Consider the following 12979-nt stretch of genomic DNA (forward strand, 5'->3'; position numbering starts at 1 on the left):
GCTATGAATCTAGTAACATAAAATCAATTTTAATAAAGATTTGTGAAATGAATGTTGCTTATGAATGATATAAGTTCATTTTTTAGACTCAGTAAAACGAGATAAAATAGACTTATAATACTTATACCGTTTACGTTAAGTTGTGTGAAAAAATAAACCCGCACAGTTTCGGACAAGTGCGGGTTTAAACAAATTAAAAGCTAAAAACTATCGTGATATTAGAAGCAGTAAGTGTTTTCTGCTACTAATTTATCTGCAATTTTATCTCTCAACGCTACTACGTTTGGAAGATTAGTATATTTTGTGAAACGTTTAAGTCCCATTAACATCATACGTTGTTCATCTCCTTCAGAGAATGACGCAATTCCTTCTTTTCCTCTTAAGTTTACAATATCTACGGCTTTGTACAAGTATAATTTTGCCATTGCAATCTGCTCTTGTACTTTATCTTCACCTTGAGATTTTGCTAATTTCTCAGTTCTCAAGATTGTACTTTCAGCCATGTAGATTTCGATTAAGATATCAGCCGCTGCCATTAATAACTGTTGGTGAGAATCTAATTCTGGACCGTATTTTTGAACAGCGCTTCCAGCAACCATTAAGAAAACTTTCTTTAAGTTGGCTATAATTGTTTTTTCTTCAGAGAATAATTCTGAGAAATCTGGAGTATCAAAAGATGGAATTCCCATTAATTCTTCTTGAACTTTCATTGCTGGTCCAAGTAAATCAACGTGTCCTTTCATTGCTTTTTTGATCAGCATTCCTACAGAAAGCATTCTGTTGATTTCGTTTGTACCTTCGTAGATACGCGCGATACGAGCATCTCTCCAAGCACTTTCCATCGGAGTATCTTCAGAGAATCCCATTCCACCGAAAACCTGAATTCCTTCGTCAGAACAGTTTTGAACATCCTCAGAAACCGCTACTTTCAAGATAGAACACTCGATAGCGTATTCTTCAACACCTTTTAATTCTGCTTCTTGGTGAGAAGTTCCTTCTGCTTCACGAGCTGCGATTCTGTCTTCGATGTCTTTTGCAGCACGGTAAGAAGCACTTTCTCCAGCGTAAGCATTTGTTGCCATTTCAGCCAATTTAGAACGGATAGCTCCAAAAGATGAAATAGAAGTATTGAACTGAATTCTTTCATTAGCATATTTTACAGCTCCAGAAGTCACTCTTCTTTGTGCATCAAGACAAGCAGCTGCCAATTTAATACGTCCAACATTTAAAGCATTCATTGCGATTTTGAAACCGTTTCCTCTTTCAGATAACATGTTTTCAACCGGAACTTTTGTTTCGTTGAAGAAAACCTGACGAGTAGAAGAAGCACGGATTCCTAATTTATGCTCTTCTTCATTCATAGAAATTCCGTTTGAGGGATCATTTTCTACGATGAAACCTGTAATATTTTTATCATCTCCAATACGAGCAAAAACGATGAACAAGCTGCAGAAACCTGCATTCGAAATCCACATTTTTTGACCTGTAATAGAGTAGTATTTTCCATCTTCAGATAAAACTGCTTTTGTTTTTCCTGAGTTAGCATCAGATCCTGCGCCTGGCTCTGTTAAACAATAAGCACCAAACCATTCTCCAGAAGCTAATTTCGGAACGTATTTTTTCTTTTGTTCCTCAGTTCCGTAAAGTGTAATTGGCATAGTTCCAATTCCGGTATGAGCACCAAAAGCTGTAGAGAAAGAACCTGTTGCTCCAGAAATGTAATCGCAAACTAACATTGTAGAAACGAATCCCATTCCTAATCCGCCGTATTCTTCTGGAACCGCAACTCCTAAAAGTCCCAATTCACCAGCTTTACGCATAGAAGCTTCCGTATACGCGTAATCTTTCTTTTCAAAACGATCTTTATGCGCCCATAATTCTTTGTCTACGAACTCTTTTACAGAGTCACGCATCATTAACTGCTCTTCTGAGAAATCTTCTGGTGTAAAGATATCCTCGCATTTTGTTTCTTTAACCAAAAACTGACCGCCACGAGTCACGTTTTTTTCGATTGTATCTGCCATTTTGTTTTTGTTTTTTATGAAAGAAAATAGAATATAGAGTATAGAAAATAGACTTTTACTTTAGTCCGTTTTGAAAACCCATTGTCATTCTTTGGAATTCTTCTATTTTAATTTCTAATTGGTTAAATTGTATCTCGTTTATATATTTTCTATGTTTAGCAATCAATAATTGTGTAATTAGTTCAAATGAAGAGCCAAGAGAGATGTCTAAAAAGTGACTAAAAGACTTATCAGTTCTTGAAGATCCTTCAGCAATATTACTAGGCATCGAAACCGAACATCTGCTTATTTGAGAACTTAAATCGTATCGTTCATGTTTTGGAAATTCTATTAATATGTCTGAAATTTCATTGGCAATTGCTATTCCGATCTTCCAAATCTTTAAGTTCTTATAATTATGTCTCATGTTTTTTTGAGTTCAAGGTAAGAAAATAAAAAGTAAGAATTTTACTATTTTATTTGTTTTCGAAACTTTTTATCATTCCAAAAAGTATATCTCTTTCTTATCAAGAAAACATCTATTCTCTTTATTCTATATTCTATTCTCTTTTTAAAGAACTTCGTAAATCCCCGCACTTCCTTGCCCAGTACCTACGCACATAGAAACAATTCCGTATTTATTACCTCTGCGTTTCATCTCATCAAATAACTGAACAGAAAGTTTAGCGCCAGTACAACCTAGAGGATGTCCTAAAGAAATTGCTCCACCGTTTACGTTTACGATATCTGGGTTTAAGCCTAATTCACGAGTTACAGCTAAAGCTTGAGAAGCAAAAGCCTCGTTTAATTCGATTAATTCGATATCGTTTAATGTTAATCCTGCTTGTTTTAAGGCTTTCGGAATTGCTTTCACAGGTCCAATACCCATAATTCTTGGCTCGACACCAGAAGAAGCAAAGTTTACCAAACGTGCAATTGGCTCAAGGTTTAATTCTTTTACCATGTCTTCACTCATGATTAAAACGAAAGCAGCACCGTCGCTCATTTGAGAAGAGTTACCAGCAGTTACACTTCCGTCCGCAGCAAAAACGGGTCTTAAGCCTGCTAAAGCTTCTTTAGAAGTTCCAGCTCTTGGTCCTTCGTCTTTATTCACTACGTATGATTTCGTTTCTTTTTTACCATTTTCGTTAATGAAAGTCTGCTCAACCGTAATTGGAACGATTTGTTTGTCAAATTTTCCTTCTGCTTGTGCTTTTAAAGCTTTCATGTGAGAATTGTAAGCAAACTCATCCTGATCTTCTCTGGAAACATTGTACTGTTTAGCAACCGCTTCGGCAGTGAGACCCATTCCCCAGTAGTAATCTTCGTGACCTGCAGCAGCAACTTTATAATCCGGAGTTGGTTTGTAACCTCCCATCGGAATATAACTCATACTTTCTGCACCACCAGCAATGATACAATCTGCCATTCCTGATTGGATTTTAGCCGTTGCCATTCCGATAGTTTCCAATCCAGATGCACAGTAACGGTTTACTGTAACTCCAGGAACGTCTTCTACTTTTAATCCCATTAAAGAGATCAAACGACCAACGTTAAGTCCTTGTTCTGCTTCTGGCATTGCATTTCCAACCATAACGTCATCAATACGTTTTTTGTCAAAATCAGGCAGTTCATTCATCATAAACTGAATGGTTTCCGCAGCTAATTCATCAGGTCTTTTAAATCTAAAAACACCTTTTGGAGCTTTTCCAACTGCTGTTCTATATGCTTTTACTATATATGCTGTTTTCATTTGTTTTTTGTTTTTTAAGATTGGTAGAAGAAAGATGCAAGAAGCAAGATTTCAAAACAGAGTTTTGTCTTTTCTCTTGCTTCTTTCTTCTTTTTATCTATTTGTCTAGTTACGAAGTGGTTTTCCTTTAGTCAACATGTATTGAATTCTCTCTAAAGTTTTACGCTCTGTACATAAACTCAAGAAAGCTTCACGTTCGATATCTAATAAATATTGTTCAGATACTAAAGTTGCTTCAGATAAGTCACCACCAGCCATTACGTAAGCTAGTTTATTAGCGATTTTTTTGTCGTGTTCAGAAATGTATTTTCCAGCTTCCATTTGATCCGTTCCCACTAAGAACATCCCTAAAGCTTGTTTTCCTAAAACTTTAATATCATTTCTTCTGATTGGCTGCGTGTAACCCGCTTCTGCCATTAACAAAGCATGTTTCTTAGCTTCCGCAATCTGACGGTCTTTGTTTACTACGATGATATCTTTACCATGTTGTAAAAGTCCTGTATCAAAAGCTTCATAACCAGAAGTTGAAACTTTTGCCATCGCGATTGTTAAGAAATACTCTTGCAGAACGTTCAATTCCACATCATTTTTGCGGAACAAATCTGAAGCTCTTAAAGTCAATTCTTTAGAACCACCACCGCCAGGAATAACTCCAACACCAAATTCAACTAATCCCATATACGTTTCTGCAGCAGCAACCACTTTATCAGCATGTAAACTCATTTCGCATCCACCACCAAAAGTCATTCCGTGAGGCGCAACTATTACTGGAATTGAAGAGTAACGAACACGCATCATAGTGTCTTGAAACAATTTGATAGCCATATTCAATTCGTCATATTCTTGCTCAACTGCCATCATGAAAATCATTCCGATATTAGCTCCTACAGAGAAATTCGCAGCTTGGTTTCCAATAACTAAACCTTGATGTTCTTTTTCAGCTAATTCAATTGCTTTATTAATCGCTGAAAGAACGTCACCGCCAATCGTATTCATTTTAGATTGGAATTCTAAGTTTAAGATTCCGTCTCCTAAATCTTGGATGATTGCTCCGCTATTGCTCCAAACTTTTTTGCTTTCGCGAATGTTGTTTAGGATAATGAAAGAATCTTGTCCAGGAACTTTTACCTGAGATTTTGTTGGAAGGTTATAGAAATAAGTAGCACCTTCTTTTACAGTATAGAAACTCTCGCTTCCAGAAGCTAACATTTCGTTTACCCATGCAGCAGGCTCTAAACCTTCTGCTTTCATGATTTCGATTCCTTTTGCAACACCAATGGCATCCCAGATTTCGAATGGGCCATTTTCCCATCCAAAACCAGCTTTCATAGCGTCGTCTATTTTGTATAATTCGTCTGAGATTTCAGGAATTCTGTTGGAAACATAAGCAAACATTCCGGCGAAACTCTTACGGTAGAATTCTCCCGCTTTGTCTGTTCCTTTTACTAAAACTTTAAAACGATTAATAGGTTTATCAATAGTTTTAGTTAATTCTAAAGTGGCAAAATTTGCTTTTTTTGCAGCGCGGTATTCTAATGTATCTAAGTCAAGAGAAAGAATATCTTTATCTACTTTTTTGTAGAAACCTTGTCCAGTTTTGCTTCCTAACCAATTATTTTCCATCATTTTGTTGATGAAATCTGGAAGTTTGAACAATTCGTGTTGCTCGTCAGTTGGACAGTTTTCGTAAATACCGTTGGCAACGTGTACCAAAGTATCTAAACCAACAACGTCAACTGTACGGAAAGTAGCCGATTTTGGACGGCCAATAACTGGTCCGGTCAATTTATCCACTTCTTCAATCGTTAATCCCATTTCTTTAACTAAATGGAATAAACTCTGAATTCCGTAAATACCAATTCTGTTTCCAATAAATGCAGGAGTATCTTTGGCAACAACCGAAGTTTTTCCTAAGAATTTAGAACCATATTCGTTTAAGAAATCCAATACTTCAGTAGAAGTTTTTGGACCAGGAATAATTTCAAATAATTTTAAGTAACGTGCAGGGTTAAAAAAGTGCGTTCCGCAGAAGTGCTGTTGGAAATCTTCGCTTCTTCCTTCGCTCATAAAGTGAATTGGAATACCAGAAGTATTAGAAGTAACCAAAGTTCCCGGTTTGCGGAATTTGTCGATTTGTTCGAATACTAATTTCTTAACGTCCAAACGCTCTACTACCACCTCGATAATCCAGTCAACATTAGCAATTTTTGCCATATCGTCTGTCGTATTTCCAGTAGTAATTCGGCTTGCAAATTTCTGACTGTAAATAGGAGAGGGTTTCGATTTTAATGAGTTCGCCAAATGGTCATTTACCACACGGTTGCGAACGGCTTTGCTTTCAAGCGTTAATCCTTTTTTAGCTTCAGCTTCTGTCAACTCGCGAGGAACGATGTCAAGCAGTAAAACTTCAACACCAATATTGGCAAAATGACAAGCTATACCCGAACCCATAATTCCGGATCCAATTACAGCAACTTTTTTAATTGTGCGTTTCATACTTTGTTATTTGTTTGTAGGAGCAAATGAATCGTTGATTATTCGTTTGCTGTGTTTTCTGTTTGATTAAATATGTTTTTGTCCTGAATTAATTCGTTGATAATTTCCGAAACTTCGATAAAATGTTTCAGCTTTTCGTCTGATACATGCTTTCTAACGGTTTCATTAAACTTCAGAACTGTATTTTTAGATAATTCTCTTTTTTCTTTTCCAAATTCGGTTAGGTATATTAAAACACCTCTTCCGTCGCTTGGGTTTTTTTTGCGAACAATCAAGCCTTTGTCTTCCATAGATTTTAAAGTTCTGGTTAAGCTTGTGGCTTCCATTCCCATTCTTGGCCCTAAAGCGGTCGATGGAGTTCCTTCTTCTTTGTCAATACTTAACAGAGCAAATCCGGTTGCCATTGTAGCATCGTATTTTGCCGCCTCTTCATTATACATTCTTGAAACAGCCTGCCATGTTGCTCTCAAAATATAATCTATCGTTTTGTCTTTCATAGGTAACTATATCGATTTCAAATATAAAGAAAAAATACTATGCATGCATATTATTTTTTCATAAATTTTTGGTTAGTTAATTATTTTCCCTGATTTACTGGGTTTTGCGGTTATTTTATTTTGAAATATACTATTCTTTTCTTGGATTTTAACAATTTTAATGCTGTAAAAATCCTTTTTTAGTTTTTAAAACGCATTTAATTCTGTATTCTGTAAAAAATTATGTATTTATTTCAGTTGGTTCTTCTGAATTATAGCGAGAAATAGCGTCCTGAAGTATCTTTTTCATACGATTTCTCAGACCTTCTGGCCTTAAAATCTCCAAACAGCTTCCGAAACCTAATAGTAGACGTTCCATTTCATAATTTGGTATTACATATATATGTATAATAACACTTCCGTCTTCATTTTGCTTAATTATGCGCTGAGAAGTATGTAAAGGTTTGGTAAGCACATAAGGCGCATTCGAAGCATCGACCCATAATTCAATACGTCTAGCTTTTAAACCCGAATTGACCGTAACGCCAATTACATCTTTATAATAAATGTCAGCATCAAAATCTTCTTCTAAATAAGGATGATTAAAATCGTAATCAATTGAAATAATTCTGTCCAACGCTAAATTGGTAATGGGCTGTGATGCTTTTTTCTTTCCAATCAAAAACCAACGATTGTTAAACTCCTTCAAAATAAAAGGATGAAAATGGAATTTCGTTTCTTCTCTCGATTTAAAAGATTTATAAGTAATAATCAGAACCATTTTTTTGATAATTGCCTGATAAATTTCGTCCAGATAATGAAGTCCTTTTAATTTTTCGTTTTTATCCAAATAAATAACGGGTTTGGTATGCGATTTTTCGGCGTAGATTTTATCTTCTAATCGTTGTAAAATATCCGATACATCGTTAAAAAGAGAGAAATCTTTGAACTGCTTCAACATGGAAACGGTTTCGGTTAAAACATTCATGTCGGTTTCCGTCAGCGGAATATCCGTTATCGAAAAATCTTCGTCTTCATATTTATAATACTTTTTATCGTAAACTACAATTGGAGCATTGTATCCCAATTTTTCGCTTCGCATCATCTGAATGTCCATTTGAATGGTTCGTTTACTAATTGGAATTTTGCGTCCCTCATATTCTTCTAAGGCCTGAGAACAACATTCGATTAAATCTTCAAGTGTCCATTGTCTGTACTTATTTTGCAGACATTTGTCGATTGTTTTATAGCGGATTAAGGCGTTTTTGTTTTGTGACATATTGTGTGTGTTTGCTCGCAAAGTCGCGAAGACGCAAAGTTTTTTAATTCAATGATTATTAAGATTTGTTCCACGCAGATTTAAAAATGATTTAGGCAGATTCAGCAGATTATTTGAAAAAATAAAAATCTTTTTAGATCTGCTCTAATCTGTAGAATCTGCGTGAAACAAAAAAACTTTGCGACTTCGCGACTTTGCGAGAATTATTTTTTTCTTTCTAAATAACTTATTTCTTTTTCAATATTTCGTCTCGCTTTCTCTTCATATAAACCTCTGAATTCCTCCGTTTGAAAAATAAATTCATATTCAAGAAAATGTTTCAATGCTTTTGCACGCCCAGGTTTATAGAGAAAATCAGGATAAATGCGGTATTCTTTTCGTATTTGCTCAAAATAGATTTTATAATCTTCCCAGTCTTTGGCAAGAATTTTCAAATCAAAATCAATTAGCCAATTAATATCTTCATTTGAATTATGTGCATGAAGCTGTGTTGCACAGATGGCATCAAACACGAATTGCTTATCTAAATGGTGTTTTTCAGATAAAATAGACAAAGCAAACTCGGCACTTTTTAATTCATTATCTTTTTTTGAAGCCGAATACACAACATCATGATAAAAAATAGAAAATAATATTTCATTCGGATTTTGAATACGATCGCGATAGGTTTCAAAACTCTCAATCATTTCTTCTAAGTGCATCAGATTATGATAATGTCTTGATTTCTTGGAATATGCTTTTTCTAAATCAGTCCAGTTTTGCTGAATTTCATTTTCTGAAAAGCCAATATTTAGAAGTAAATCGGTATAGATTTTTTTTAAAATCATATTAATAGGTGTTTGAATAGAGCTTCGGAGAAACGAAATATTTATAACCAATTTATAAGACCAAATCGTAAAGCTCCAGCGGAGCGACACTTTATGAAAAATATTTCACCCCGCTAGGGCTCTTTGCTAACAATCATAAAATAGCTATAAATATGCCGTCCCGCTGGAACTTATAAGCTGTTGCCAAATAAATGTTTTACTCAAATTTAAAATTCTTTTTTTACTGCGCAAAATAATTGCGTAGTGGTTTAGAAATCTTTGTCCTATCAAAATGAAACAATTATGAAGACTATAAAAATTTATTGTAAAGAATGTGAAATTGAATTGACTTCTGAGTTAACAGAATTTCCTGAAACAAATTTACATTGGGAAGATTATGATCAGAGTATTATAGAAAAAGGGAAATTTTCATTTTTAAAAAATACAGGATCAAACAAAGAGTCTATTGTAGTTGCGATCGATGATTATAATTTAGTAAATCATTCTGATAACTACAGATTTTATGGATGTTGCAGAAGTGACGGCACAAATGGTTTAAATAAACTTTGCGTTAATGGTCACGAAGTTGCAACAGAATTTTCGGATTGTTGGACAGGACATTATATTGAATTCGATGATGATAAAGTAATTATTGAAGAAAAAAATAGAACAATAGTATTTCTAAAAAATGAAACAAAAAATTTACTGCGCAAAATAATTGCGTACTAGTTTAGAAATCTTTGTTCAGAAATAAAAAACAAACGTTCATAGTAATAAAAAATTGAAAAAAGCAGGTCAAGTTTAAGTTACTTCTAGAAACCTTTCAACGATTTATACTTATACCATTACCGCTTCATTCAATTCTCAAGAGGCAGTAGCTCAGCGGTAGAGCAGGTAGTTTTGAAATTATCCTTAAAAGGTCAATCCAAACTTACTTCGTACACTTTTAATGTCCGGGTCGTGGGTTCGAATCCCATCTGCTTCACTATTAATGGTCAATTCAAACTTACTTCTTAGGTTCGATTCCTAACTCCCTCATTGGGAGTTTCCGGTTATAAGTTTTAAAATTATCATTAATAAAAAACGAGGGTCAAAATTAGCTTACTTCTCGGGGATAACCCACAAACTTCCAATTTGAATTAGCTAATTCATTACCCTCCAATTTAAGGTCAAGTGCTTCTTACTTCAAAATCTTTTAGGTAGAACTCAGAAGCACAATTATCTAAATTTTAAAAATTAAAAAAAATGAAAACAAAAGAATTATTAAAAATCAGTTTACGTCAGAACGCTATTTTCATTCCATCAGAAATCATTACGAATGAGAACAAGAATTTATCAGGAACAACATCGGTTTTAGCAGCTAATGTTTCAAAACTCGGATATACATTTTCTGAATCGTTACTGCATGCTTTAAATAATGTCAGCCCTAATTATAAAATCGAGGTTTTAGAAGTGCTGAGAGAAGTTTTAGGAACAGATAAAAACTGGACGCCATTGGTGAAAGAATGGAATGTGCCAACAAATGAATCTGCGATAGATCATATCATCACATTTTTCGGAAATGTTTTCCAAACTAAAAACGGAACAGTTTTAGAATGCGGACATACAATTCCGGATAACACTTTTCCATTAGAAAGATACAACGGTTGCCCTTTCTGCGGTACTCCGTTTGAATTTGGTAAATTGGAAAACACAGGTCAAGGAAGTAAATTAAAAGTCCTTGAATTGTGGAATGAAAAAGATTTAGAGGATTTTTATATCTCGTTATTGCAGTCAAAAACAGCTTTAGACGCTACTCAGGTAGATAGTTTAAAAATGACGATGAAATATTTGCCTTTGCCAAAAACTGAAATCGCAATGAAGGAAACTTTAATGCTGGTGATCGATCTTTTGATTGAAAACGGTAATGAAGAGTTGGCTTCTCAGTTTTTGAAAACGCCAACCGATATCTTACGTTATTTATGGTATAAAAATACCGGAATGTTACAGATTATCGAACCAAAAACGATTATCAAAAGAGTTGCTAAAAACAATCAGCACTTTCATTATTCTTTGGATACAAGTGCGCAGGCAAGAATTGCATCTAAAAAAGATTTGAAACTAAAATATTCTCGAAAAGAATGTTTAATGGTGGCGAATTGGTTAAATAATATGGAGTTGGATGTCGAAGTAATGTGCGAAATCATGCATCCAAAAAGAGGAATGTGGGTTCGTTTTATCCGAGCGTTGCGTTTGGCAGAATACAGCAAAAGAAAAGGATTTGAGAAATTGAATTTTTTAATGGATGTATTCTACAACCAAGTGTACGATGTTTGGCAAAGCAAAGTGAACTCGTCAAGATTGAAATTTGATGCTGATAAAACTTTTGGATTGTTGAAACAACGTCCAGGTTTGTTTGCTCGTTCATTATTTTCGAATATGCTTTGGTTTGGAGCCGATGAAACAATCGCTCATTTCGAAGAAGTTATCGATAAAGTTCCAGCGAGATTGGTGTTTACCTTAAACATGTATGCGCAAAATTATTTTGATGTGAACATGCAGAGAAGTGTGAAACCTTTGGGTGGAACAAACAAACGTGTGGGATCAAACACATTGTTGAAGTTGTACGATGATAATCAGTTGGAAACAATGAAAAATCAAATCGAAGACTTGACTATTTTGGCTATGAAAAAACGATTTGCGTCGGTTTCAAATCCAAATAAAACAATATATATAGATCCGCAATTGTTTAATATACCGGTTTCTATTGGAGACCGAAGCGAGACCATTCAAGATTTGCCAGTTGCTTTAATGGGAACACGTTTCCCAGTTGAAGGAAACGAAGTGCGATTGTTTATGCAATGGGGTAAAGACTTGCCAGCGCAGCATTTAGATATGGATTTAAGCTGTCATATCGCTTACGAAGACCGTTCAGATATTTGCTCGTTCAGCCGATTGACAACTACGGGTTGTCAGCATAGCGGTGATATCAGAAGTATTCCGAATAAAATTGGAACGGCTGAATACATCAATATCAACATCGACGAATTGGCGAAAGCTAAGGCAAAATTTGTAACTTTTACTTGTAATGCGTACAGCAACGGAAGTATTACGCCAAATCTAGTTGTAGGTTGGATGAATAGCAAATATCCGATGAAAATTTCGGAGAAAACGGGTGTTGCCTACGATCCGTCGTGTGTAGACCATCAGGTTCGTGTGACGCAAAGTGTTGCCAAAGGTTTGGCTTTTGGAGTGTTGGATGTAGCCAAAAGAGAAATCGTTTGGTTAGAGATGACTTTCGGAGGTCAGATTGTGGGAGGTTTGGATTTCAAAGGAGTTCAGGCGCTATTGGCAAAATTGAACAGCAAATTGAATATTGGTAATTTATTACAGCTAAAAGCGGAAGCTCAAGGCTTAACCATTACCGAAAATGAAATCGCTGATGAGGTGTACACAGCACAATGGGCGATGAACCCAGCGGCGGTAACGCAATTGTTAATAGATTAAATTTAAGACCACGGATTCATTTCGTTGATTTCGTGGTTTTTTACCTTAAAAACAGGAATATGTTGACAATTAAAGATATCAAATACAAAGCTGAAAAAAAGTTTAAAAGAATAAAAATCAGAGATGATGTTTGGGGATTTCAAGTACAATCAAATGCTAAATTTTTAAAAGGAATAAGTAGAAAGAAAATTGATGAATTGCAAACGTTGTTTGGATTTGATTTTCCTTGGGAATACAAAGAAATGCTATTGATTTTTTCTAATATAGACACACATTTGATTTCAATTAACCCTGATGACGAAACAGATATTGAATATGATAGAGAAAACCTTTTTTATGAGTATCCGGAGGATTACGAAAAATCACGATGGATTATAGACGAAATTAATGAAAATAAATCGATAGCAGAATTGGTTCTTACAGAAGCGGGTTTTGATATTTCAAAAATCGTAGGATATATTCCAATGCATAATCATCGCGTTTTGGTGGTTTTTGAAGATAAATATCTTTCTCCCGTTATTTCTGCTTGGGGTGCTGATATTATTATGTTTGGAAATAATTTGAAAGAATATTTAAAAAATGAACTTTTAAGATTTTAATACATCTACACAAAATAACCGCGCAGATATGTTTGAATCTTTGGAAAAACAAATCAATAGATATGAGAAATTCAGAATTTG

At 34.7% G+C, this 12979-nt stretch carries 10 protein-coding genes and 1 tRNA gene; 4 read left to right on the forward strand and 7 right to left on the reverse strand.

What is annotated here, in order from left to right; all coding sequences use genetic code 11:
* Nucleotides 1-218: 218 nt before the first annotated feature.
* From J0383_RS17375 to J0383_RS17405, 7 genes are all read right to left on the reverse strand, one after another.
* Entirely contained in the window at nt 219-2024 is a 1806-nt protein-coding gene (locus J0383_RS17375) for an acyl-CoA dehydrogenase family protein (RefSeq protein ID WP_207295240.1), read from the reverse strand.
* Nucleotides 2025-2079: 55 nt separating this feature from the next.
* On the reverse strand, nt 2080-2430 hold the full coding sequence (locus J0383_RS17380) for a four helix bundle protein (protein ID WP_207295241.1): 351 nt from the start codon (nt 2428-2430) through the stop codon (nt 2080-2082).
* Nucleotides 2431-2574: 144 nt separating this feature from the next.
* Entirely contained in the window at nt 2575-3756 is a 1182-nt protein-coding gene (locus tag J0383_RS17385) for a thiolase family protein (RefSeq protein ID WP_207295242.1), read from the reverse strand.
* A 105-nt stretch (nt 3757-3861) separates the two neighbouring features.
* Nucleotides 3862-6252 (reverse strand): 3-hydroxyacyl-CoA dehydrogenase/enoyl-CoA hydratase family protein, encoded by a 2391-nt coding sequence (locus tag J0383_RS17390; RefSeq protein ID WP_207295243.1) that lies wholly within the window; start codon nt 6250-6252, stop codon nt 3862-3864.
* 38 nt (nt 6253-6290) lie between these two features.
* Nucleotides 6291-6749 carry a MarR family winged helix-turn-helix transcriptional regulator gene (locus J0383_RS17395; RefSeq protein WP_207295244.1) on the reverse strand — a complete coding sequence of 153 codons (459 nt, stop codon included), beginning with the start codon at nt 6747-6749 and terminating at the stop codon, nt 6291-6293.
* A gap of 220 nt (nt 6750-6969) precedes the next feature.
* A complete protein-coding gene (locus J0383_RS17400) occupies nt 6970-8007 on the reverse strand; it encodes a helix-turn-helix transcriptional regulator (RefSeq protein WP_207295245.1) in 1038 nt (345 codons plus the stop codon).
* A gap of 203 nt (nt 8008-8210) precedes the next feature.
* Complete coding sequence (locus J0383_RS17405; protein ID WP_207295246.1) at nt 8211-8834, reverse strand: HD domain-containing protein; 624 nt, start codon at nt 8832-8834, stop codon at nt 8211-8213.
* 282 nt (nt 8835-9116) lie between these two features.
* Here J0383_RS17405 and J0383_RS17410 point away from each other — a divergent pair, with 282 nt between their 5' ends.
* The 4 genes from J0383_RS17410 (at nt 9117) to J0383_RS17425 (ending at nt 12898) form a co-directional block, all read left to right on the forward strand.
* A complete protein-coding gene (locus tag J0383_RS17410; protein ID WP_207295247.1) occupies nt 9117-9542 on the forward strand; it encodes a hypothetical protein in 426 nt (141 codons plus the stop codon).
* A 139-nt stretch (nt 9543-9681) separates the two neighbouring features.
* Nucleotides 9682-9798 (forward strand) — tRNA-OTHER (locus tag J0383_RS17415).
* 260 nt (nt 9799-10058) lie between these two features.
* Nucleotides 10059-12299 carry a hypothetical protein gene (locus J0383_RS17420; RefSeq protein ID WP_207295248.1) on the forward strand — a complete coding sequence of 747 codons (2241 nt, stop codon included), beginning with the start codon at nt 10059-10061 and terminating at the stop codon, nt 12297-12299.
* 62 nt (nt 12300-12361) lie between these two features.
* Nucleotides 12362-12898, forward strand: a complete 537-nt coding sequence (locus J0383_RS17425) for a hypothetical protein (protein ID WP_207295249.1) — start codon at nt 12362-12364, stop codon at nt 12896-12898.
* Nucleotides 12899-12979: the final 81 nt, after the last annotated feature.

The sequence above is a fragment of the Flavobacterium endoglycinae genome (assembly GCF_017352115.1).
Classification (GTDB): domain Bacteria; phylum Bacteroidota; class Bacteroidia; order Flavobacteriales; family Flavobacteriaceae; genus Flavobacterium; species Flavobacterium endoglycinae.